Source organism: Paraburkholderia sp. CI2, from assembly GCF_014201055.1.
Taxonomy (GTDB): Bacteria; Pseudomonadota; Gammaproteobacteria; order Burkholderiales; family Burkholderiaceae; genus Paraburkholderia; species Paraburkholderia tuberum.
Genome location: NZ_JACHDL010000024.1, coordinates 19,215 through 42,586, shown reverse-complemented (window position 1 = coordinate 42,586; position 23,372 = coordinate 19,215). Strand labels below are relative to the sequence as shown.

General features: G+C 63.3%; 20 protein-coding genes and 1 pseudogene. 10 read left to right on the top strand and 11 right to left on the bottom strand.

The features are described 5' to 3' along the window. Window positions 1-902: 902 nt before the first annotated feature. Window positions 903-2,045, top strand: coding sequence for a porin (locus HDG32_RS27385; RefSeq protein ID WP_090808426.1), 1,143 nt, complete (start codon window positions 903-905; stop codon window positions 2,043-2,045). 153 nt (window positions 2,046-2,198) lie between these two features. Here the strand turns inward: HDG32_RS27385 and HDG32_RS27380 are convergent. Next, window positions 2,199-2,834 (bottom strand): annotated as a pseudogene (locus HDG32_RS27380) (porin); the annotation flags it as partial. 248 nt (window positions 2,835-3,082) lie between these two features. On the opposite strand from HDG32_RS27380, the gene HDG32_RS27375 reads away from it, so the two are divergent. Continuing rightward, complete coding sequence (locus tag HDG32_RS27375; RefSeq protein WP_184072169.1) at window positions 3,083-3,439, top strand: transposase; 357 nt, start codon at window positions 3,083-3,085, stop codon at window positions 3,437-3,439. 18 nt (window positions 3,440-3,457) lie between these two features. Here HDG32_RS27375 and HDG32_RS27370 read toward each other — a convergent pair whose 3' ends face one another. Continuing rightward, window positions 3,458-4,198, bottom strand: coding sequence for a Crp/Fnr family transcriptional regulator (locus HDG32_RS27370; RefSeq protein ID WP_184072168.1), 741 nt, complete (start codon window positions 4,196-4,198; stop codon window positions 3,458-3,460). A gap of 183 nt (window positions 4,199-4,381) precedes the next feature. On the opposite strand from HDG32_RS27370, the gene HDG32_RS27365 reads away from it, so the two are divergent. Then, window positions 4,382-6,016 (top strand): acyl-CoA synthetase, encoded by a 1,635-nt coding sequence (locus tag HDG32_RS27365; protein ID WP_184036247.1) that lies wholly within the window; start codon window positions 4,382-4,384, stop codon window positions 6,014-6,016. 81 nt (window positions 6,017-6,097) lie between these two features. Here HDG32_RS27365 and HDG32_RS27360 read toward each other — a convergent pair whose 3' ends face one another. Next, window positions 6,098-6,736 (bottom strand): LysE family translocator, encoded by a 639-nt coding sequence (locus HDG32_RS27360; RefSeq protein ID WP_184072167.1) that lies wholly within the window; start codon window positions 6,734-6,736, stop codon window positions 6,098-6,100. Between the two features lie 490 nt (window positions 6,737-7,226). Between HDG32_RS27360 and HDG32_RS27355 the strand changes: the two genes are divergently transcribed. Then, window positions 7,227-7,493: an H-NS family nucleoid-associated regulatory protein gene (locus tag HDG32_RS27355; protein ID WP_090808437.1), complete on the top strand. Its 267-nt coding sequence runs from the start codon at window positions 7,227-7,229 to the stop codon at window positions 7,491-7,493. A 96-nt stretch (window positions 7,494-7,589) separates the two neighbouring features. On the opposite strand, the gene pcaG is transcribed toward HDG32_RS27355, so the two are convergent. Both pcaG and pcaH read right to left on the bottom strand, forming a co-directional pair. Further along, entirely contained in the window at window positions 7,590-8,177 is a 588-nt protein-coding gene (gene pcaG, locus HDG32_RS27350; RefSeq protein WP_184036265.1) for a protocatechuate 3,4-dioxygenase subunit alpha, read from the bottom strand. Window positions 8,178-8,180: 3 nt separating this feature from the next. Further along, on the bottom strand, window positions 8,181-8,885 hold the full coding sequence (pcaH, locus tag HDG32_RS27345; protein ID WP_184072166.1) for a protocatechuate 3,4-dioxygenase subunit beta: 705 nt from the start codon (window positions 8,883-8,885) through the stop codon (window positions 8,181-8,183). A gap of 111 nt (window positions 8,886-8,996) precedes the next feature. Between pcaH and pcaQ the strand changes: the two genes are divergently transcribed. Both pcaQ and HDG32_RS27335 read left to right on the top strand, forming a co-directional pair. Next, window positions 8,997-9,950, top strand: a complete 954-nt coding sequence (gene pcaQ / locus HDG32_RS27340; RefSeq protein ID WP_090808443.1) for a pca operon transcription factor PcaQ — start codon at window positions 8,997-8,999, stop codon at window positions 9,948-9,950. A 162-nt stretch (window positions 9,951-10,112) separates the two neighbouring features. After that, window positions 10,113-11,240, top strand: coding sequence for a 4-hydroxyphenylpyruvate dioxygenase family protein (locus HDG32_RS27335; RefSeq protein ID WP_184072165.1), 1,128 nt, complete (start codon window positions 10,113-10,115; stop codon window positions 11,238-11,240). Window positions 11,241-11,297: 57 nt separating this feature from the next. Here the strand turns inward: HDG32_RS27335 and HDG32_RS27330 are convergent, their stop codons facing one another. Continuing rightward, a complete protein-coding gene (locus HDG32_RS27330; RefSeq protein WP_184072164.1) occupies window positions 11,298-12,230 on the bottom strand; it encodes a LysR substrate-binding domain-containing protein in 933 nt (310 codons plus the stop codon). Window positions 12,231-12,354: 124 nt separating this feature from the next. Between HDG32_RS27330 and HDG32_RS27325 the strand changes: the two genes are divergently transcribed. Then, window positions 12,355-13,392 carry a DUF1338 domain-containing protein gene (locus HDG32_RS27325; RefSeq protein WP_184072163.1) on the top strand — a complete coding sequence of 346 codons (1,038 nt, stop codon included), beginning with the start codon at window positions 12,355-12,357 and terminating at the stop codon, window positions 13,390-13,392. A gap of 63 nt (window positions 13,393-13,455) precedes the next feature. Then, window positions 13,456-16,428: an FAD-binding and (Fe-S)-binding domain-containing protein gene (locus HDG32_RS27320; protein ID WP_184072223.1), complete on the top strand. Its 2,973-nt coding sequence runs from the start codon at window positions 13,456-13,458 to the stop codon at window positions 16,426-16,428. 28 nt (window positions 16,429-16,456) lie between these two features. Here HDG32_RS27320 and HDG32_RS27315 read toward each other — a convergent pair whose 3' ends face one another. Together HDG32_RS27315 and HDG32_RS27310 are read right to left on the bottom strand one after the other, a co-directional pair. Then, window positions 16,457-17,092, bottom strand: a complete 636-nt coding sequence (locus HDG32_RS27315; RefSeq protein WP_090808454.1) for a helix-turn-helix domain-containing protein — start codon at window positions 17,090-17,092, stop codon at window positions 16,457-16,459. 197 nt (window positions 17,093-17,289) lie between these two features. After that, window positions 17,290-18,111: an oxaloacetate decarboxylase gene (locus HDG32_RS27310; protein WP_184072162.1), complete on the bottom strand. Its 822-nt coding sequence runs from the start codon at window positions 18,109-18,111 to the stop codon at window positions 17,290-17,292. Between the two features lie 262 nt (window positions 18,112-18,373). On the opposite strand from HDG32_RS27310, the gene HDG32_RS27305 reads away from it, so the two are divergent. Next, window positions 18,374-18,685 carry a hypothetical protein gene (locus HDG32_RS27305; RefSeq protein WP_184072161.1) on the top strand — a complete coding sequence of 104 codons (312 nt, stop codon included), beginning with the start codon at window positions 18,374-18,376 and terminating at the stop codon, window positions 18,683-18,685. Between the two features lie 188 nt (window positions 18,686-18,873). Here the strand turns inward: HDG32_RS27305 and HDG32_RS27300 are convergent, their stop codons facing one another. The 3 genes from HDG32_RS27300 to HDG32_RS27290 form a co-directional block, all read right to left on the bottom strand. Beyond that, complete coding sequence (locus HDG32_RS27300; protein WP_184072160.1) at window positions 18,874-19,182, bottom strand: DUF4148 domain-containing protein; 309 nt, start codon at window positions 19,180-19,182, stop codon at window positions 18,874-18,876. Window positions 19,183-19,374: 192 nt separating this feature from the next. Continuing rightward, on the bottom strand, window positions 19,375-20,469 hold the full coding sequence (locus tag HDG32_RS27295) for an aldose epimerase family protein (RefSeq protein WP_184072159.1): 1,095 nt from the start codon (window positions 20,467-20,469) through the stop codon (window positions 19,375-19,377). Between the two features lie 33 nt (window positions 20,470-20,502). Further along, window positions 20,503-21,723: a DNA-binding transcriptional regulator gene (locus tag HDG32_RS27290; RefSeq protein ID WP_184072158.1), complete on the bottom strand. Its 1,221-nt coding sequence runs from the start codon at window positions 21,721-21,723 to the stop codon at window positions 20,503-20,505. A 270-nt stretch (window positions 21,724-21,993) separates the two neighbouring features. On the opposite strand from HDG32_RS27290, the gene xylA reads away from it, so the two are divergent. Next, window positions 21,994-23,316: a xylose isomerase gene (xylA, locus tag HDG32_RS27285; RefSeq protein WP_184072157.1), complete on the top strand. Its 1,323-nt coding sequence runs from the start codon at window positions 21,994-21,996 to the stop codon at window positions 23,314-23,316. The last annotated feature ends 56 nt before the right edge of the window (window positions 23,317-23,372 follow it).

Genomic DNA, 23,372 nt, shown 5'->3' with positions numbered 1-23,372 from the left:
CATAAGCGGTGATCACGCGTAATCAGGGAAACTCCGTGTAAAAGCGGGCGCAACCCCGCCGTTAATTGAATGCGGAAGGCTTGTTGATGCATGCCGTCCGCTTTCAGCGCGGGTCTTGTCACGCGGCGGCCGGCGTCGCAATTCACCTCCGGGCAACGCCCATGCTGAAGGTTTTTTCGAATCGCACGCGCATCTTATAGAGACGTGACAGAGGGTGCTCGCTAAAGCGAGAAATCAGAAGACCGCCGCAATGGCAGTGTCTCAATAGTGAATGCCGATTCGACGCGGTGGGCTCGAACCGTTGCGCTGCCCGGGGGCGGCAGCGATTGCTTGCCTCGGTCAATAAAGATTAGGTGAATAAGCCGTCTTGGTGATTCGATGAGTTAATCGCCCCGCCGGAAACCATTAATTGGCGGGTGCGCGAGCAAGACTGCATTTAACTCTATTAAGTTCCGACGCTCCAAAAATAAATCTCACACGACCCGGAAAACCGTCCCTTCAACCATTTGATTACAAAAAATATCGGCCGGTCTTTTCGTCAATTTGCTCCGACCCGATTACGTCACGCGTATTAAAGCACTGTTGCAAACGCGCAACTTAGAATATTGACGCGTTGCAAATTCGTTTTGGGTGGAGCTGGCGATCCGGCACCTAGATCTTGCAATAAACGGTGGAAAAACAAGAAGTTATCCCCATCGGGTCCAACATTGTTGCGAAATTCGAAAAATCCTGTTGCGTGAATTGCCTGCGTCGGTACCAGGGTGTCCCCCTACACTCACGCTTCGCTTCAAGGGTGCCCGGTCGATCCCCACGGTTCGGCCAAGCGGGCGGCGGCAAATGCGATGCATCGGCTGCTGAAGCAGGTCCTGCTCCCCGTATAAATTTTTCGAATTGGAGTTCCCATGAAAAAGAGTCTCATCGTCGTTTCGGCTGCCGCATCGTTCGCTTCGGTCGCTCACGCACAAAGCAGCGTGACCCTGTACGGTCTGCTCGACGCAGGTCTGACGTACACCAGCAACGTTGCCCACAACTCCAAGTGGGCAGCAGGTAGCGGCGGCATCAACCAGAGCATGTTCGGCCTGCGTGGTTCGGAAGATCTGGGCGGCGGTCTGAAGGCAATCTTCACGTTGGAAAGCGGCTTCAACATCAACAACGGCAAGTACGCTAACAACAACGGCATGTTCAACCGCCAGGCCTTCGTCGGTCTGTCGAGCTCGCAATTCGGTACGGTCACGCTGGGTCGCCAGTACGACGCAGCGCAGGACTACCTGGCACCGCTGACCGCAACGGGCAGCTGGGGCGGCACGTACTTCGCGCACCCGTTCAACAACGACAACCTGAACACCAACGGTGGTCTGTCGGTCAACAACTCGGTCAAGTACTCGAGCGCTAACTACGCTGGCTTCACGTTCGGCGGCACGTACGGCTTCTCGAACCAGGCTGGTGGCTTCGCAAACAACCGTCAGTACAGCTTGGGCGCCGCATACCAGTGGCAAGGCCTGCACCTCGGTGCTGCCTACGCTCAGCAAAACAACCCGGCTGCTAACGCAAGCGGCGCATCGGACGGCGTTCTGGCGAACACCGCGGGCGTGCTGCAAGGCGACTTCCGTCAGCGTCAGTTCGGCGCAGGCGCTTCGTACGGCTTCGGCCCGGCGCTGGTTGGCGTGGCATGGACGCAATCGCGCGTCGACAACCTGGTTGGTGAAGCTCCTGGTCAGCGTCAAGGCCACACCAACAACTACGAAATCAACGGCAAGTACAACGTGACCCCGGCTATGGCTCTCGGCGTCGCGTACACGTTCACCGACGCGCGCGGCTACGGCATCAACGCCGACGGTAACGACATGAAGACCCGTTACCACCAGATCGGCCTGCAGGCTGACTACTCTCTGTCGCGTCGCACCGACGTCTACGCTCAGGCTGTGTACCAGCACGCAATGGGTGACGGCGGCGTGGCTTCGATCTACAGCGGCGACAACACGGTTCCGACCTCGTCGTCGAAGAACCAGACGGCTGCTACGGTCGGTCTGCGTCACCGCTTCTAAGCTTCAGCAGAAGCTGCCTGTAGTACAGAAAGGTGCCGTTCGCGGCACCTTTTTTTATGCGCGCGGCAGACCGGTGAGCCGGTTTCCGTATGCGAGGCGAAAAAAACGGGCGTCCCTGGGGACGCCCGTTTTGCCATGACGACGTGAAACGATTCAGAAAATTGTCCGCAAACCGAGCGCAACGCCGGTCTGGTTGTCGCGGCCCGGCAGTTCGACCGACGCCGCGCCCGACACCTTGTCGAAATCGACGGTGCCGTACACCTCGGTGCGCTTCGACAGCGCGTACTCGGCCAGTGCGACGAACGTGTAGCGATAGCCACTGCCGAGCTGACCAGCGCCGATCGCCGCGTTCGACATGTGGTCGTAGTACGCGGCGCCCGTCAGCGTCAGCGCGCGCGTGGTCTGCCACGTGACGCCGGCGAACGGTCCGTTGTCGATGCGGCCCGAGCCCTTGACGATATCGACGCCCGGCACGAGCGTCTGCTGCGCGAGCGCGCTGTCGACGAAGCCGGTGTCGTCCTTCGAATGCAGATAGCCGACGTACAGCTTCGTCGAGCTGAACGCATAGACCGCGTTCGCGTTGAAGATGGTCTGCTTGTGATTGCTGTTGTCGCTGTTCTGCTGCACGCCGGCCGCGACCGATAGCGGACCCGCCACGTACGACAGCGTGAAGCCGTACATGTTGCCCGCGCCGAGATGGCTTGGCATCTGGCCCGAGAAGCCGCCGCCGCCGGTCGATTCCGAGTTCGTGCCGAATGAGTACATCGCGGCCACCGTCAGGCCTTTGAAAAAAATGCGCCGGACGCGGCGCGCGCCGAGTGGGGCGCCGCCGGGCGCGCCGATGATAGATCACCGTCCGTGCCGCGCCATCGCCGCTCTCGCGCAATGACCTATTGCCATTTTTGACAATTGCGCCGTTCCTGGTGACAAAAATTGACTTTCTCCCAGGCAAGCTTCGAGTAGTCTCGAGCGAATTGACGTATCGGCACGACTTTCGGAGCGACGCCAGCACGCGTTTTACGCGTGCGCTTTCACGCATGAATAGTCCATCTTCCGAATCCATCGCGACCTCGCCAGTCGTTCAGGAGCTGACCGACGAGCAATGGCAGCGGGTCGCGCCGCTGTTACCTGAAACCTTGCATGATGACGGCCCGCGCCGTGGTCGTCCGCCGATCGAAATTCGCCACGTGCTCAACAGCGTGATGTGGGTGCTGCACACGCGCGCGCCGTGGAGCGCAATGTCCGAGCACTACGTCCCGTACCAGACCGCGCATCGCTACTATCTGCGCTGGAAAAAAACGGGCGTGTTGAGCGCGATCATGCTCGCGCTGTTCAAGACCGACGACGCTCTCGAAACGCGCGCGACGCGCAAGGGCGGCGTGCGCGCCGGGTAGCGAGCGCCAGTCGCGCCGCTAGATCTGTTCCCGCCCGTACGCAGCCAGCCGCTCGAGATCGAGCACCTCGATCCGGTTATACGACAGTCGCAAAATCCGCAGCTTCTCGAGGTTCTGCAGCGCCTGATTGATGCGCTGCCGCGACACTCCCGCGAGCAGACCGACTTCTTCCTGTGAAATCGCCAGTGTGCGACCCGTGTCCGGATACAGATCCGGATTGAACAGCTGAGCGAGCGATTGCGCGACGCGTGCGTCCACGTCGAGCAGCCGGGTGTTCTGGATCGACGCGATGAATTCCCCCATCCGGTTGTTCAATTGCCGGATCACGAAGCCCGCGAACGGCAGACTCGATTCGAGCAACGCATGGAAGGTCGCGGACGGCACGAACATCACGAGCGACGGCTGGATCACGGCCACGTCGTATTTGCGCAATTCGCGCTTGATCACGCTGCCTTCGCCGAACCAGCCGCCCGGCGGCACGCCCGACAGTGTGCAGCTGCGGCCCGACGCGTTGTAGATAGCGAGCTTGACGAGCCCCGAGTGCACGCCGATCCAATAGTCGGACGGTTGCTGGCGGCGGGCGATCCACGCACCGCCTTCAAAGTGCTCGGCGTGTGCGCTGGCGAGCACCATCGCCTGATGATCGGCGGCGAGCGCGCGAAACCACGCGCACGCGACGAACAGTCGCGCGAGGTCGGCGGGCGCGACACGTTGGGGCGGCCGGGTGTCGGCGCGGTCAGTCAGCGGAGCGTCGGTCATCGGCGATAAGCGGTTTGGGAGCGGTGCCGGCTGAGCCAGGTCAAGGCGGGGCGTCAGTGGCGCCACTCTGTCATTTGAATGACAGACAGTTCATGACGACAATTGCTAGGCTAGGCCCTGGTTCTTTCATAGAACACGGTCACAACAATCGGCGGCGCGGCCCGCGCCTCAGGAGACGAAGCAATGACACAGCACATGTTCGACGAAGGCCTCGGGCGGCGCGAGGCCAATTATGTCCCGTTGACGCCGATCGATTTCCTCGTGCGCGCAGCGCAAGTGTATGGCGAGCGGCTCGCGATCGTCCATGGGGAGATCCGTCGCAACTGGCGCGAGACCTATGAGCGTGCGCGGCGGCTCGCGAGCGCGCTGCACGAGGCCGGCATCGGCCGCGGCGACACGGTCGCCGCGCTGCTGCCGAACATCCCGCCGATGGTCGAGGCGCACTTCGGCGTGCCGATGGCCGGCGCCGTGCTGAATACACTGAACACGCGGCTCGACGTCGCGACGCTGCTGTTCATGCTGCGCCACGGTGAGGCGAAGGCGCTGATCGTCGACACCGAATACGGCGAGTTCGCGCATCGCGCGGCGCTAGAATTCCCGGAGCTCCGCGTGATCAGCGTGGCCGACGCGCAGCCCGCCGACGCCGCGCAGTTCATTCGCGCGACCGACTACGAGCAGTTCCTGCAAAGCGGTGACCCGTCCTTCGAGTGGACCCCGCCCGCCGACGAATGGGACGCGATCGCGCTGAACTACACATCGGGCACGACCGGTGACCCGAAGGGCGTCGTCTACCATCACCGTGGCGCATATCTGAACGCGCTGAGCAACATTCTCGAATGGGACATGCCGAAGCACGCGGTCTATCTTTGGACGCTGCCGCTGTTCCACTGCAACGGCTGGTGCTTTCCGTGGACGGTGGCCGCCCGCGCGGGCGTCAACGTCTGTCTGCGCAAGTTCGACGCGAAGATCGTGTTCGAGTTGATTCGCCGCGAACACATCACGCATTACTGCGGAGCGCCGATCGTACAGAGTTCGCTCGTGAATGCGCCGGCCGAATGGCGCGGGGGCATCACGCATCGCGTGTCGACGATGGTCGCGGGCGCCGCGCCGCCGCCCGCGGTGATCGCGAAGATGAAGCAGATCGGCTTCGATCTGACGCACGTGTACGGGCTCACCGAAACCTACGGGCCGGCGGCCGTCTGCGCGAAGCAGGACGAATGGGACGCGCTCGACGATCAAATCCGCGCCGACCTGACCGCGCGCCAGGGCGTGCGTTATCACCTGCAGGCGGCGGTCGCGGTGCTCGATGCGGACACGCTCGCGCCGGTGCCGGACGACGGCGAAACGATCGGCGAGATCATGTTTCGCGGCAACATCTGCATGAAGGGCTATCTGAAGAACGAGCGCGCGACCGAAGCGGCTTTCGAAGGCGGCTGGTTCCATACCGGCGATCTCGGCGTGCGCACGGCCGACGGCTATATCCGCATCCGCGACCGCAGCAAGGACATCATCATTTCGGGCGGAGAGAACATTTCGAGCATCGAGGTCGAGGACACGCTGTACCGGCATCCCGCGGTGTCGGTGGCGGCGGTGGTCGCGATGGCCGATCCGAAGTGGGGCGAGGTGCCGTGCGCGTTCATCGAGTTGAAGGAAGGCGCGCAGGTGACCGAGGAGGAAATCATCGCGCACTGCCGGCTGTTTCTGGCCGGCTACAAGTTGCCGAAGGCGGTGCGCTTCGGCGAGTTGCCCAAGACGTCGACGGGGAAGATCCAGAAGTTCGAGTTGCGCGCGCGGATCAAGGCGGAGGGGAAAGGGTAACGCGCCGCGATTACCGCTGATTCAGGGCGGCGCGAGTGGCGCGCATCGAGTCGCGACGGTGCGCGCCGCTTCGTGTTGCCGTCAAATTCCCACCTTGTGCGCGTTAAAAATCAGCCGCAGGCCCAGCGCGGTCACCGCGCTCGCGGCGATCCGATCGATCCACCCCTTCCAGCGCAGATAGATTTCGCGCGGCCGTTGGCTCGAAAAGCACAGTGCGACGATCGTGTACCAGCCCGCCTCGATCGCGAAGATCGCCGGCGGCAGCGCGAAATAGCACCACACCGGCGGATGCTGCGGCAGCAGCGCAGCGAAGATACTGCCGTAATAGACAGCCGTTTTCGGATTGCTGAGCTGCGTGCTCAAGCCGATCCAGAACGACTTGCGCGGATTGCCGCCGCTGCCGGTTTGCGTTTCGCTGAACGCGAGCGGCTTCGCGGCGCCGCGCCAGATTTTCGACGCCAGATAGACCAGGTAGACGCCGCCGGCCACTTTCAGCCCGACGTAGAGCCATTCGACCGTCGCGAGCAGCGTATAGAGCCCGAGCAGCGCGATGCCGCTAAAAAACACACCGCCGATACCCATGCCGAGCGCTGTCGCGAGACCGTCGCCGCGCGACAGACCGATCGCATTGCGTGCGACGATGACGAAGCTGGGCCCCGGACTCATCGCGCCCAATAGCAGCGCGGCGAGGATCGTGAGGATGGCGGTCGAGGCGGGCATGGTCGTGTCTCCTGACGTCGGGCCGATGCCAGATGTTCTGGGCGAATACAGAGTCTCGCATTGTCCGCCAATCGCGCGGCGGAAGCCACGAATACCGAAAACCCGGAAGTCGTGCAATCAGTGAAATTAGAAAAAGTTCTTTGCTGCGGCCAAAATACATCGAATGCTAGAATGACTTTCCATACGCGGAAGCTCCCTCGTCACGACGAGGCGACGCACGACGCGAAACACGGGCGCAATTCGAGCCACGCCGATTTTTCGAGTAGCCGATTCGGTTGATCCCAGCGCTTCAACTCAGGCGCTTTACTTCAGGCGCTTTAATTCAGGATCTGACAGGCATCACTAGCAAATGCGGGTTTTCACGCATTTGCATGGATCGCGTGAATTCGTCGAATTGCTTCCATTCAAATTGAATTACGCACGAGCCTCGCGTTGCTATGCGAGTTGCCCGTTTGTCTAATGCCAGCAAGAGCTGCGACACCAATACGTTATGAAACAACGAGAAGGACAACAACGACTGTTCGAACGCGACGAGAACCTGCGCGAGCGCATGATCGCGTGGATCCGCCGACGCATGGACGACCACGGCATCACATTCGAAGCGCTGGCCGAATCGCTCGAAGCCGATGCGAACGCCGTGGCCGCGGTGCTGTATCGCGACGCGTTCGGTAACACGTGGGACGGTCGCGGCGATAAACCGGCGTGGCTCGCGCGCGCGATTCACGCCGGACAAAGCATCGATCATTTCCGCTGCTGAGCGCGCGCAGGCGCACCGCGAAACGCCCGCGCGAAAAAAAGCCCGCGCAAGGCGGGCTCGATCTTTACTGCTCGGAGTCTCGCGACGAATCGCGCATCACAGGTCGAAAAACACGGTTTCCTGATCGCCCTGCATGTGGATGTCGAAGCGATACACGTTGGCCGTACCGGCAACGCGGCGCGCGATCAGCGTATTACGGCGCTCGGCCGGCACCGACGCCAGCACGGTGTCCTGCTCGTTCGCCTGCGCTTCGTCCTCGAAATAGATGCGCGTGAACGTGTGCAGCAGCATGCCGCGCATCGTCAGGATTACGTCGATGTGCGGCGCTTCGTCGGGATTCGCGCGGCCCGGCTTCACCGTCTCGACGATGAAGCGCTTGTGCGGATCCGTGCCCGTACCGACGCGCGCAAAGCCGTGAAAGCCGGTCTTCAAAATTTCTTCGCGCGATTCCGGATAGTGGCCGTTCGAGTCGACTTGCGACATCTCGATCATCGCGTCGCCGATCACCTTGCCGTCGCCGTCGAACACCTGACCGACGATCGTGATGTGCTCGCCGGCCGCTTCCATGTCGGCCAGAACGTTCGTGAACAGGCTCTTGAAGTCGAAATCGTATTGCTGCGGACAAAGACCGTAGGCGAAGTACGGACCAACGGTTTGCGAAGGCGTTTGCTTGAGAGTCGTCATGGCTTAGCGCTCCATCGGGGTTTCGTTCGGGCCGCGCAGCACGATGTCGAAATCGTAGCCGAGCGCGTAGGCCTCTTGCGTGGTGTCGAGCGAGAACTTCGAGATCATGCGCTCGCGGGCGTGCTCGGGCGTGCCCTGGTAGATCGGGTCGAATGCGAGCAGCGGATCGCCGGGAAAGTACATCTGCGTGACGAGACGCGAGCCGAAGTGGTCGCCGAACAGCGAGAAATGGATGTGCTGCGGACGCCAGGCGTTCGGATGGTTGCCCCACGGATACGCGCCCGGCTTGATGCTCATGAAGCGGTAACGGCCTTCGTTGTCGGTGATGCAGCGGCCCGCGCCGAGGAAGTTCGGGTCGAGCGGCGCGTCGTGCTGGTCGGCCTTGTGCACATAGCGGCCGGCGGCGTTCGCTTGCCACACTTCCACCAGCGTGTTGCGCACCGGGCGGCCGCCTTCGTCGAGCACACGGCCCGTCACGATGATGCGCTCGCCGAGCGGTTCGCCATTGCGCACCGCGTTGCGGGTCAGGTCGCTGTCGAGCGGGTCGAGGTCGTCGGTGCCGTAGACCGGTACGCGCTGGTCGCGCAGCCGCTCCTTCAGCGGAATCAGCGGACGCGACGGACCGCGTTTGACCGACGAACCGTACGGCGGATAGATGTACTCGGGATGGGACGCGAAATCTCGCGGCGAAAGAATTGAATCTTCCATGAGGTGTCTCCGTTGGAGGAATCGCGGGATGCGACGTTATGACTCGCACTTTATACAAAGCGTGTGGTTATGAAAAATGACGTTTTTGCCCGTTTCGTATAACCTTCCGTTATGCAACGCAGTCTCGCGGATAGCCGCGTCAAATTCCGTCATCTCCAGTGCTTTCTGGCCGTCGCGCAGTTCGGCAGCGTCCAGCGGGCGGCGGACAGTTTGTCCATCACGCAGCCGGCGGTATCGAAGACGGTCGCCGAGCTGGAGACCATTCTCGGCGTGAAGCTGTTCGAGCGCGGCCGTCACGGCGCGGTGCCGACGCGCGAGGGGCAGCTTTTCATGCCGCACGCGAGCGCCTGCGTGAGCGCGCTGCGTCAGGGCGTCGATCTGCTTGCGCGGGCCGAGGGCGCGGCCGCCGCGACGCTCGAAGTCGGTGTGCTGCCCACTGTCGCCGCGGTGCTGGTACCGCCCGTGCTGAGACAGTTCGCGACGCAGTGGCCGCGCGTGATCGTGCGCCTCGCGACCGGCGCAAATCCGGAATTGCTCGAACGCCTGAAAGCGGGGTCGATCGAATTCGCGATCGGCCGCCTCGCGGACCCGGAGCGGATGGTCGGCCTGAGTTTCGAGCAACTGTTTACCGAGCCGCTGATCGCGGTCGTGCGCGCCGGGCATCCGCTGGCGCAAGGGAAGGCCTTGCCCGCCACGTCGCTGGAGGAATTTCCGATCGTGCTGCCGCCGTTCGGCACGCTGATCCGCCAATCGGCCGAGAGCCTGCTCGGCGCGTGGGGCGTGCCGCCGTTGTCGGCGTTCGTCGAGGTGTTGTCGGTATCGACGGGGCGCGCGCTGACGCTCGAAAACGGCGCGGTGTGGTTCGTGCCGCAAAGCGCGGTCGAATACGAACTCGCGCACGGCATGCTGGTGCGCTTGCCGCTGCCGTTTGCGGGCACAGGCGAGCCGGTGGGGCTGATTCGTCGCTCGGATACGCAGCCGTCGACGGTGGGACGCGCGTTCATCGAGGCGGTGCGCGAGGTCGCGCGGGGCAGACGGTTGCGAACGCCCCGCGACCCGGTGTAAAAACACCGAGCGAAAGCCGCCGCAGACCGTTGTTCCTGCGGCACGCCGCGTGCGCGCCACGAGCGAGCACGCACCACGCAGCCCCTCGCGAACGACCGGAACACTTCGCGCCGAACCCGGAAAGACCGGCCCCGCGTCGAAAGACCGTACAAGGAGATTGCCATGCCCAGCGACTTGCCCACTCCAGAGGCCGCGCAGCGCGCCGTATTGGCGCCGCAGCACAATCCGCTCGGCACGGCCGGCCTCGAGTTCGTCGAGTTCGCCGCGCGCGATCCGCAGGCGCTCGGCGAGACCTTCACGCGGCTCGGCTTCAAGGCGATCGCGCGTCATATCAGCAAGGATGTGACGCTGTATCGCCAGGGCGAGATGAATTTCCTGATCAACGCGGAGCCCGATTCGTTCGCAGCGCGCTACGCGGAAGAATACGGGGTCGGCATCTGCGCGATCGGGATTCGCGTCGCCGACGCGCAGCGCGCGTTCGAACGCGCGGTGGAACTCGGCGCGTGGGCGTTCGAAGGCGAACGCCTCGGTGCCGGCGAACTGCTGATTCCGGCCATTCAAGGCATCGGCGATTCGCACATCTATTTCGTCGATCGTTGGCGCGGGCGAGGCGGTCAGCGCGGCGGCCTCGGCGATATCTCGATCTTCGACATCGACTTCCGGCCCATCGAAATCGACACGGCCGCAGCCGATCTGAATCACGCGGGCAGCGGCCTGATCGCGGTCGACCATCTGACGCAAACCGTTGGCGAAGGCCGCATGCAGGAGTGGATCGACTTCTATCGCGACCTGCTGAATTTCCGCGAGATCCACGAGCTGCACGCCAACTGGCATGTGTCGGCGGAATCGCGCGTGATGGTGTCGCCGTGCGGCGCGATCCGCGTGCCGCTGTACGAGGAAGGCACGGGCCGGACCAACCTGATGCACGAGTATTTGCCCGATCATCCGGGCGAAGGCGTGCAGCACATCGCGCTCGCCACCGACGACATCTTCGCGTGCGTCGAGCGTCTGCTCGCGAACGGCGTCGAATTCGTCGAGCCGCCGCCGCGCTATTACGATCAGCTCGATGCACGTTTGCCGGGCCACGGGCTCGATGTCGAGCGACTGCGGCGCACGCATGTGCTCGTCGATGGCGAGATCGGCGCGGACGGCGTGCCGCTGCTGTTTTTCCAGACCTTCGTGCGCCGCCGCGCCGGCGAGATTTTCTTCGAGATCGTGCAACGCCAGGGACATCATGGCTTCGGCGAAGGCAATCTCGCCGCATTGGCCCAGGCGCGCACCGGCAGCTGAACACTGCGCGTAGTCGCATGCGTGATTGGATCACTTACGCATGCGGCTTTCGTCACCTCACGCCCCCTCGGGCCGCTCCACCAACTCCGGATAAATCGCGCCGTATGCGGCGGCCTGACGCAGCAGCCACTCGCGGAAACTCGCGAGCGGCTTGCCGTGACTCAACTCGGTCGGATAGACAAGGTAGTACGCGGCCTCGGCGAGCGCGGGTGTGTCGAACGGAATCACGAGACCGAACTGCTGCAACTGCGTGTCGACGAAAAAGCGCGGCACCAGCGCGATGCCGAGTCCGGCTGCGGCAGCGCTGATCAGCATCGTGTGCAGTTCGTAGCGCACGCCCTGCATCGTGCGGCTGTCGTCGACGCCGAAATTCGCGAACCAGCTCGCCCAGCCGTCGGGTCGCGTCGTCGAATGCAGCAGCGGATAATTGAGTAGTTCGGCGACATTGCGGACCGGCCGCTTCAGCAGACTCTCTGCGCAGACCGGCACCACTTCCTCGCGGAACAGAAAATCGGCCGACGTACCCGGCCACGTCGGCTTGCCGTAGTGAATTGCCGCTTCAAAATGCGTCTCGGCGAACGGGAACGTCGCGGTACGCACGCCCATGTTCACGCGTACGTCCGGGTATTGTTCATTGAATGTGGCCATGCGCGGAATCAGCCATTGCGATGCGAACGTCGGCAATACCGCGAGTTCCAGATAGCCGCCGCCGCTGCCGTGCGCGATGATCGATAGCGTGTCGCGATCGAGGTGTTCGAGCGAGCGTCTCACCTGCGCGCTGTAGACCTTGCCCGCACGCGTCAGCACCACGCGTTGCTTGACGCGCACGAACAGCCGCACGCCGAGATTGCTTTCGAGCGTATTGATCTGTCGCGACACCGCGCTTTCGGTGAGGAACAGTTCGCGCGCCGCATGCGTGAAGCTCTGGTGCCGCGCGGCGGCTTCGAACGCGAGCAGCGCGCCCATGTTGGGAATCTTGAACTTTCGCACGTTAATTCCAGAAACGCATCAAGTGGCGAGTTTATCTCGCTTTACGGGGCACAGCGCATTTTGAATAATTTCGCCCGTTATGAGGCGCTCGTGCAGCGCTCAACGTATAGCGTGGAGAAGCCGGATGCGAAACCTGAAGAATGCGAACGTCGAACAACTGCTGGTGAAGCTGCTGGGCGCGGAGAAAGCCGCGCGCCTTTTTGCGACGCTGAATCATCCGCGTGTGTTGAACGAGTGGGAAAGCGGCAGCGTCACGCGCGCCGAACTCGCACAGGCGATGAACATGGCGCTGTTCGACGATCTGCTCGCGCGCTCGGAAAACGGCCGCCGCTATACGGAGGAAACCGTCGCCGCCGGCGGCAGCGTGTACTTCGATCATGGCGCGCTGCGCACCGTGCGCTGGCCGCACAGCGGCGCGCTGCCGCCCGGCGAGGCCGCGTTCGCGCGCATCCTGCGGCCGCTCGGCTTTCGGATCAACGGCCGTTACCCGCTCGATCGTCTCGGCATGACAGGCCGCGCGTGGGCGCATGAGGACGCCGCCGACGAGATCGCGCAGTTCTTCGTCAGCGAACTGCACCCGGAGCGTTTTTCCGCGGCGTTCCAGCAGGCGGTGACGAACGTGATCGGTGCCTCGCGCGATCCGTTGACGCCGCGCGCCCATGGCCTCTTGTGGGAACTCGAACGCGATGGCGTGCTGCCGCTCGATGCGGCGCAGGAGTTGCTACCGGTGATCGTCGGTGCGTTCGCGCGTCAGCACGACATGCCACGCGAAGCCGATTACGAAGTATTGTTGAAGGAATCGGCGGAGATGGCGTGGATCGCGACCGAAGGTAACGCGTTCAATCACGCGACCGATCGCGTCGCGGACGTCTTCAAGTTGTCGGACGAACAGAAGGCGAAGGGTCGGCCGATGAAGCCCGAAGTCGAGCATTCGCGTTCGGGCCGCGTGTTCCAGACCGCGTATCGCGCGGATGTCGTGCAGCGTGAATTTTGCGCGGCCGACGGCAGCGTCGTCACGCGCGACGTGCCGGGCTCGTTCTACGAATTCATTACGCGCAAGCGCAGTTTCGATCAGGACGCGCGCCGCTGGGAAACGGACCTGCGTTTCGACGCGGGCAACGCACAGGGCATCTTCCGGATGACCGCGAGCCAGGCGGCCTGAGCGCTTACGGCGGCGCGAGCGCCGGCATCGCAGACGAGGTGCGCAGTGGGGACGTCATTGTCATTGGATGAAGAGCGGCGGGTTGGCGCGCAGCGGGGCGCTTTGCATGAACCGCGTGTCGCCACGCCTTTCTCGGCCAGCGCGGAGCTATTGCAGGCGCTCGAAAGCGACCTGCGCCAGCACGTGCGCGGCGAGGTGCGATTCGATCAGGGTTCCAAAGCATTGTACGCATCGGACGCGTCGAACTATCGGCAAGTCCCGCTCGGTGTCGTGGTGCCGGCCGATATCGACGATCTGCTCGCAACGCTCGCCGCATGCCGTCGCAACGACGTGCCGTTTCTCGCGCGCGGTGGCGGCACGTCGCAGAACGGCCAATGCGTGAACGTCGCGGTCGTGGCCGACGCGAGCAAGTATCTGAACCGCGTCGTCTCGATCGATCCGCTCGCGGGCGTCGCGGTCGTCGAGCCGGGCGTGGTGTGCGACTCCTTGCGCGATGCCGCCGAACAGCACGGCCTCACGTTCGCACCCGATCCCGCCACGCATAGTCGCTGCACGCTCGGCGGCATGATCGCGAACAACTCGTGCGGCGCGCATTCGGTGATGGCCGGTAAGACCGTCGAGAACATCGAAGCGCTCGAAATCGCGACCTTCGACGGCGCGCGTTTCTGGGTCGGCCCGACCTCCGGGGAAGAACTCGAACGCATCATCGCGGCGGGTGGCCGACAAGGCGAAATCTACGCGGCGCTCAAGCAACTGCGCGACACCTACGCCGAACGGATTCGCGCGAAATTCCCGCAGATCAAGCGGCGCGTGTCGGGCTTCAATCTCGATCAACTGCTGCCGGAAAACGGCTTCAACGTCGCGCGTGCGCTCGTCGGTAGCGAAGGCACGTGCGCGGTCACGTTGCAGGCGAAAGTGAGGCTCGTGAAGAGTCCGGCCAGGCGCGTGATCGTCGTGGTCGGCTTCACCGACATCTATACGGCGGCGGACGCGGTGCCGCATTTCATGCGCTGCGGGCCGATCGCGGTCGAGGGACTCGACCGCGCGATCATTCGCGGCTTGCAGTCGCGCGGCCTGAAGAAGGACGAGATCGCACTGCTGCCCGAAGGCGATGCGTGGGTCGTGCTCGAATTCGGCGCGGACACACAGGACGAGGTGCTGCAACAGGCACGCGACGCGGCCGCGTATTTCCAATCGGGCGCGGCCGGGCAGCAAATCTCGACGATGCTCGTCGAAGATCGCGCCTTGCAGGCGAAGGTGTGGTCGATTCGCGAGACAGGGGCGTCGGCGGTCGCGTTGTCAGTGGATCGCGACAAGCCCGATCCGGTCGTCGGCTGGGAAGACGCGGCGGTCGATCCGCTGCGGCTCGGCGATTATCTGCGCGCGTTTCAGGCGCTCGTCGATCGCCATGGCTACGAGACGAGCCTGTACGGCCATTTCGGCGACGGCTGCGTGCACGCGCGCATCACGTTCGATCTGCGCAGCGCGGAAGGTATCGCGACGTGGCGCGGGTTCTTGCGCGAAGCGGCGGAACTGGTGGTCGAATTCGGCGGCTCGCTGTCGGGCGAACACGGCGATGGCCAGGCGAAGGCCGAGTTTCTGCCGATCATGTACGGCCCCGAGCTGATGCAGGCGATGGAGCAGTTCAAGGCGATCTGGGACCCGGCGAATCGTCTGAATCCGGGCAAAGTCGTGCATGCATACCGCGCCGACGAAAACCTGCGCATGGGCCCTGCGTACAAGCCGGTGACGCTGCATACGAAGCTCGCGTTCGCGAGCCAGGAAGGCGACGGCTTTCAGCGTGCGATCGAACGCTGCATCGGCATGGGCAAATGCCGCTCGCTCGAAGGCGGCACGATGTGTCCGAGCTATCGCGGCACGCGCGAGGAAAAGTACTCGACGCGCGGGCGCGCGCATCTGTTCTGGGAAATGCTGCAAGGCGACGTGATCGCCGACGGCTGGAACAGCCGCGAAGTGAAAGAAGCGCTCGATACCTGCCTCGCATGCAAGGGCTGCAAGTCCGATTGCCCGACGCATACGGACATGGCGTCGTACAAGGCGGAGTTCCTTTCCCACTACTATGAGAACAATCGTCGGCCGCGTCAGGCGCTGTTCATGGGGCGGATCGGCGAATGGGCACCGTGGGCCGCACGTTTTCCGCACGCGACGAACTTTCTGACGACGGCGCCCGTTTTGTCCGCGCTCGGCAAATGGATCGCGGGTGTGGCGCAAACGCGTGCGTTGCCGCGGTTCGCCGCTGCAACTTATAGACGGAGTGCGTCGTCGCAAGCATCCGCGATTGATGCGCTCGGCGGCGACGCAAAGAAGGTGATCCTGTGGGTCGATACATTCAACGAGCACTTCACGCCCGAGATCGCGCAGGCCGCCGCTGAGGTGCTCACGCAACTCGGCTGGCACGTCGTATTGCCGAAGAAACGTTTGTGTTGCGGGCGTCCGCTGTACGACTTCGGCCTGCTCGAACGCGCGCGCGAGCTGCTCACGCATATCGTCGACGACCTCGCGGACGACATCGCCGCCGGCGTGCCGCTGGTCGGTCTGGAACCTGGCTGTCTATCGGTGTTCAAGGACGAGTTGCTGAAGCAACTCCCCGATCATGCGTTGGCGAAGAAGCTGTCCGCGCAAACATATCTGTTTGCCGATTTCGTCGCGCGTCAGCCGTTCGAGTGGCCGACGCTCGCGGCCGATGTGATCGTGCATGGCCATTGTCATCAGAAGGCGCTATTCGGCATGCAGGGCGACACGGCGTTGCTGAACAAGCTCGGCGTCAAATGGAAGCTGCTCGATACCGGCTGCTGCGGGATGGCGGGATCGTTCGGCTTCAACATCGAGCATCACGCGTTGTCGGAAAAGATCGGCGAGGAGATGTTTGAGGCCGTGCGCGACGCTATGGCGGCGAATGCGGAAACGATCGTGCTGACCAACGGCTTCAGTTGTCGCGAGCAGATCGAGCACGGCACAGGGCGACACGCACTGCATATCGCGCAACTCGCGCAACGGGCGCTGGCGGCGCGCTGAGTGCGCGCTGAGTGCAGGGCGCGCTATTTTATTTCTTCGCTGACTCGTTCGCGGCAGGCGGTGTATGCGGAAGGTCCGCATTGGTCGCCATCCACAACACTTCGGCGTCTTCCTCGCTGGTCGACACCGCCGCGTGACCCGTGCGGCTGTCGAAGTAGAGGCTGTCGCCCGTGTTCAGATGTGTCGGCGCGTACAGCTCCGAATAGAGGCACACGCTGCCGCTGATCACGTAGAGAAACTCCTCGCCTTCGTGGCGGCCCCAGTCGTCGAATGCATCGAGCGTGTGCGCCGAGATGCGGATGCGAAACGGCAGCATCGCCTTGTGCGCCAGGTCGGTGGCGAGCAACTCCATCTGATAGCCGCGATAAGCGTGGCGCTGGCCTTCGTTCTTGCGCGTCAGCGCGCGCCGGCCGCTCGCGCTGACTTTCGGCGTCGAGCCGAACAGTTCGCCAATTTCGATCTTCAGGCCCAGCACGATTTTTTGCAGCACGTCGAACGTGGGGGACATCAGGCCGTTTTCGACCTTCGACAGCGTCGAGCGCGAGACACCGCACAGGCGGCTCGCGGTTTCGAGCGTCAGATCCTGCGCTTGACGGGCGGCGCGCACGCGCCGGCCGAGATCGGTGGAGGACGTGTCGGCGGATTTGGTGAGGTGGGTGTCCATGAGGCTTGCCGCTGGTCGGGTATGCGCTTGATCGGGCGAATAATGTTTCCGATCATAACATTTGGCGTGGCCGGGGCCTTTATGCGCCGATTCAGGCGTTCGTGCGCTTTTCTCATCGGAAACGTCGCGGCTTTTCCGGTGAGTTCGACGCAGCGTGGCGATCTCACGTTGATGAGGCGTCCTTTGCGCGGCGTTTTTCACGCGCTGCGATTGAAAAGCTCATTGAGCTGCGTGCCCGCCGTCGCGCCGGTGAAGTCGAAGCGGCCATCGGCCAGCGCCTGAGCGGCGTGCATGAAGCCACCCCACGCCGCGCGCGCGAGCCCGCCGCCGACGCTGATCCGCCGCACGCCGAGCGCGGCCACGTCCTGCAACGTCAGGGTCGATGTCGAGCCGATCAGCAGATTGACGGGCTTCGGCGCGACGGCCGCGACCACCGCTTCGATCTGCTCGCGCGTCTGGATGCCGGGCGCATACAGGCAGTCGGCGCCCGCCGCCGCATAGGCCTTCAGACGCGCAATGGCATCGTCGAGATCGGGCTTGCCGGCGAAGAAATTCTCCGCGCGGCCGACGAGCAGCGTGTCGCCGCCGTTCTGATCGATCGCACGGCGGGCCGCGCCGAGCCGCTGCACGGCGACGTCGACCGGAAACAGCGGCGCGGCGGGGTTGCCGGTCGAGTCTTCGATCGACAGGCCCGCGACGCCCGTTTCCACCGCGAGCGTCACGCTCTCGGCGACTTCTTCCGGGTCGCGGCCGAAGCCGTTTTCGAAGTCGGCGTTGACCGGCAGATCGGTCGCGTCGACGATTGCGCGCAGGTGCGCGAGGATCGTTTCGCGCGGCAATGTGTTGTCCGCATGTCCGGTCGACCACGCAAAACCGGAACTCGTCGTCGCGAGCGCCTTGAAGCCGAGCGTATGCAGATAACGGGCGCTGCCCGCGTCCCACGGATTGGGCAGCACGAAACAGCCAGACGAGTGCAGCGCGCGGAAAGCGGCGCGTTTTTCAGCGGGGGTGCGGGGCATCGCATGTCTCCTTGGTGTGAGGGAGCGGCTCCCTCGTTGAAGGGAAAACGCCGCGCCAACTGTTGCGCAGGCGAATCGGCATTCACCAGGGGAAAGTCTATGTCCGTATCGAAACCGTGGTTGATGAAATGGGTGGCGACTTTCACAGACGTTTCCAATAATTCAAAATGACGACAGGCAAAGAAGCCGGTTCAGAGATGCGAAGGGCCGCGTGGGAAGACGGCATTCGCGACTGAGGTCATTTCCCCAAAGGAGGCACAACATGAACATCGCGACCCGGATGCGGTCGATCCCTGCCGTGTTGGTGCTCACGCTCGTTGGCTGCGCCGCCGGCGGCGGGAATGGCGGCGCGCAAACGCATCTGAGTGCAACGCAATGCCGCGATCTGACCGACCTCAGGAACAAGGCACCGGCCACGCACCAGCGGAGCATGAGCGAACTGACAGCGCTGCGGCAAGCGGGCTACCACCCTGAACGACGCTTTGATCCTGACTATCCGGCGAGTCTCGAGCGTGCGCAGAGGCAGGTGGACACCTGGTATCAGGCGGAATGCCCGCAGGCACGGGCTGGGTGAATCTGCCGCGGCGTCAGAATTGGCGGTACGTTGTTAGTGCCGCATAAACGTAAAGAGCGGGCGCATGCCTTGAAAACATGCGCCCGCTTCATATCGGTTCGAAACGGCGAGAACCGCAAAGAGGGGAAAGGGCCGTCAACTCGAGAATCTTTCCTCGCTACGGACATTCGCTATACGTTCGCGACTCGTCACTGACCGTCCGGATTGACCCACATCGGATGATGGCCCGCTTGCGATGATCCGCCCATCGACGACCCATAGCCGGACGTGTCGCCTTGGCCCTTCGCCTTCATCGCGGAGACGCGTGCCTCGGCCGCCTGGATGTCCGCGGGATACTGGGCATCGAGCACGATGGCCGGGTTATAGCCAATCTGTTCGAGTTGCTGCACCTCTGCCTTGACTTCGGCCCGCGTGATCGGCTGTTCCGATTGCGCGAACGACGCGACCGGCGCAGCGATCAGGGCCGTAAGCGCAACTGCCTGGATAAGCGATTTCATGATGTTTCCCTCCGTAGTTGTCTATCCGGCACCGCAGCGATACCGGTGCCATAAGCGCAGTCTAGAGGGGGGTGAACTTGGGGAAAACCACTAGCCGACTAATTCAGTATTGCAAAGAACGGGTAGTCGGCGAGCTGTAATCTCGCCGTCGCGGATTCTCGTAAAACAGCGCAAAAGCGGCCGTCAATCTGGTCACACACCTTTGCGCACATTGACGCGATAACTCGTGATTTGCCGATAAGTATCTCCGGGTCGCACGATCACTTCGTTCTGCCCGGTCATATTGACCTCGTTCGGGAAACCGCCCGCCTCGAGGCACAAGCCGGCGTGCCGTTGATAGCGGACACCGCCGCGTCCCGGGTTGCCGTTCAACGCGTTGCCCGTGTAAAACTGCAAGCCCCGCTGATCGGTCGCGACGGTCAGTTCGCGTCCGCTGCCCGGATCGTATGCCCAGGCGACTTCGCGCAGCGGCGGCGCGTGGCCGTCGTTGCCCTGCATCGCGTTTGCCGGCGCCTCGCGCAGCACATAGCAATGATCGAAGCCGCCGGCGCGCGCGAGTTGCGCGTGCGGCCAGTCGAGCCGGCCGCCGATCGGCGCGCTCTGCCGGAAGTCGAATGCGTTGCCCGCGACATCGGCGAGCTTGCACGGAATCATCGTCGCGTCGACTTCGAAAAAGCGCTCGGCGTCGATCGACAGCACGTGGCCGCGAATGTCGGTGCCCGCGCGCCCGGTCAGGTTGAAGTAGGGATGGCTCGTCAGATTGAGCGGCGTCGGCGCGTCGGTGATCGCTTCGTAGCCGATCGTCAGCGTGCCGTCGTCGTCGAGCGAATAGCGTACTTGCACCGTCACGTTGCCCGGAAAACCGGCATCGCCTTCGGGCGACTCGAGCCGCATCAGCAACGCGCCGTCGTCCTCGGCGACCTCCCACAACGCCCGATGAAAACCGACCGTGCCGCCGTGCAGCAGATTCGGACCTTCGTTGCGATCGAGCGTGTACTCGATGCCGTCGAGCGAAAAGCGCGCGCCCGCAATGCGATTCGCCCAGCGGCCGATCAGTCCGCCCATGTAGGTCGAGGCAGCCACGTATTCGGCGGGCGTGTCGTGACCGAGCAGAATATCGCCGAGACGTCCGGCGCGATCCGGTGCGTGCCACGAAACCAGCGTCGCGCCGAGGTCGCTGATGGCGACTTTCATGCCGTGCGCGTTGCGCAACGTGTAAAGCCGTACGCGATCGCCGCCCTGCAGCGTGCCCCACGGCTCGGAAGAGAGTTGTGCGATGCTGATCATGTGGTCAGTGCGAAGAAAAAATAGAAAGCACGCTCAGCCAGCGGTTTTGGCCTTCGGGCCCACGCGCTCCTGGTATTCGCGCGGCGTGCAGCCGAGTTCGCGGCGAAATACCGCGTACATGTATTGCAGCGACGTGAAGCCGCAACGGATCGCGACTTCCGCGCTCGACGCATCGCGTTTCGCGAGCAGCGACTTCGCGACGTCGAGCTTGTGGCGCAGGATCTCCTGATGCACGGTGCACTGCCGCTCGCGCCGGAAATACTCTTCGAGCGACGAACGCGACACGCCCACATAGTCGGCCACCTGCTCGGTGCGGATGCCCTGGCACGCGTATTGGCGAATGAAATGGCGGGCGCGCATCACGTAAGGACTCGCGAGCGGCTGATGCCGCGTCGATTCGAGCACGTTGATGCCGACCGGCGGCACCAGAATGCGGCGCCCCGGAAAGCGCGCGCCGTGCAGCATCTGATGCAGGATGTGCGCGGCGGTACGGCCCATTTCCTCGGTGCCCTGGATCACCGACGACAGCGGAATGCGCGTCAGCGTCCGCGTGAGCGGATCGTTGTCGATGCCGATGATCGCGACTTCCTCGGGCACCGGAATGCCCGCGATCAGACATGCCTGCAGCAAATGCCGTGCACGCGCGTCGGTCACCGCGATGATGCCGACCGGCTTCGGCAGTTGCCGCAGCCACGCGGTCAGCTGTTCGATGGCCTGGTTCCAGGACGGCGCGCTCGTCGACAGACCGCGATAGATCTCGCTATCGATCTGCGCCGCGCTGCGTCCGTTGGCGCTGCGCAGATGCGCGAAGGCGAGTTCGCGCTGTTGCGCCCAACGGTTTTCCTGCGCCTGCGGCAGGCTGTACAGCGCGAAGTTTTCGAGGCCCGCGCCGATCAGGTGCGTGTACGCGAGCGACACGAGCTTGCTGTTGTCGGTCGCGATATAGGGTAAATCCGGGGGGTACTGCGTCGGGTCCTCGTACGACGAACCGACCGCGACCACCGGCAGTGGACAGTCGCGCAGGGCTTCGTCGACGGCGGGATCGTCGAAGTCCGCGATGATGCCGTCGCCGTCGAAGCGCTGGATACCCGCGAGCCGGCAGCGGAAGTCTTCTTCGAGGAAGAGATCCCATGCGACGCGCGTCGACTGCAAGTAGTTGCCGATGCCGGTGATGATCTCGCGATCGTAGACCTTGTTCGCGTTGAACAGCAGCGCGATGCGATGGGTTGTCTGAGGTGCTTGTGGACGGGTCATGGCGGTGAGCGGCGGGTGGATCGATGGACCACGCGCCTTTGTCTCCATTGTGTCGGGTGCCTGGGAGCAACCCCGTTTTTAAGCGTCCGGTTATTCTAGGCGCCGAATCGAGCGACGGCAGTAAACAAACGCGCGGGCGGTAAGAAACATCAAGCGCGCTGCGCAATTTCGCAATTGCCGGCACATCGTGCAAGCGGCAGCATGGCGTCACTTTGTCGGCCTGCGCGGCTTCTCGCGTGGGTTGCAACGCAGCATACATTGGAGACGCCGATGTCCTACTTCGAACACATTCCGGAAATTCGTTACGAAGGTCCGCAATCGGACAACCCGCTCGCGTACCGTCACTACGACAAAACGAGGAAGGTACTCGGCAAGACGCTCGAGGAACATCTGCGTATCGCCGTCTGCTACTGGCATACCTTCGTATGGCCCGGCATCGATATCTTCGGTCAGGGCGCGTTCCGGCGGCCGTGGCAGCAACCCGGCGACGCAATGGAGCGGGCGCTGCAAAAGGCCGACGCCGCGTTCGAATTCTTCTCGAAGCTCGGCACGCCGTACTACACGTTCCACGATACCGACGTCGCGCCCGAAGGCGCGAGCGTGAAGGAATACAGCGAGAACTTCCTGCGCGTGTCCGACTACCTCGCGCGCAAGCAGCAGGATACCGGTGTCAAATTGCTGTGGGGCACCGCGAATCTGTTTTCGCATCCGCGTTACGCGGCCGGTGCCGCGACCAATCCGAATCCGGAGGTTTTCGCCTTTGCGGCGACCCAGGTGCGTCATGCGCTCGACGCGACGCTGCGCCTCGGCGGTGAAAACTACGTATTGTGGGGTGGCCGCGAAGGCTACGACACGCTGCTGAACACCAACCTCGTGCGCGAGCGCGAGCAGTTCGCGCGCTTCCTGCACATGGTGGTCGAACACAAGCATCAGATCGGTTTCAAGGGCGCGCTGCTGATCGAGCCGAAGCCGCAGGAGCCGACCAAGCATCAATACGACTACGACGTCGCGACCGTGCACGGCTTCCTGCTGCAGCACGGCCTTGACAAGGAGATTCGCGTCAACATCGAGGCGAATCACGCGACGCTCGCGGGGCACTCGTTCCATCACGAGATTGCGACCGCATTTGCGCTCGGCATCTTCGGTAGCGTCGATGCGAATCGCGGCGATCCGCAAAATGGCTGGGATACCGACCAATTTCCCAACAGCGTCGAGGAACTCACGCTGGCCTTCTACGAAATCCTGCGCCACGGCGGTTTCACGAGCGGCGGCATGAACTTCGATGCGAAAGTGCGGCGCCAGAGTGTCGATGCGGAAGACCTGTTTTATGGCCACGTCGGCGCGATCGACAACCTCGCGCTCGGCCTCGAACGCGCCGCGGTGCTGGTCGAAAACGAGCGCCTCGAGCAGTTCAAGCGGCAACGCTACGCGGGCTGGGATGGCGAGTTCGGCCGCAAGATCCTGTCCGGCGACTACTCGCTGTCGACGCTTGCGGCGGACACGCTGGCGCGCGATCTGAATCCGCGGCATGTGAGCGGGCAACAGGAACACATGGAAAACATCGTAAATCAGGCGATTTATAGCGGACGTTGAATAAAGATCGCGCGGCCACGTCGACCGCGCGCACCAGCAAGCTGTGGGTTGTCGCT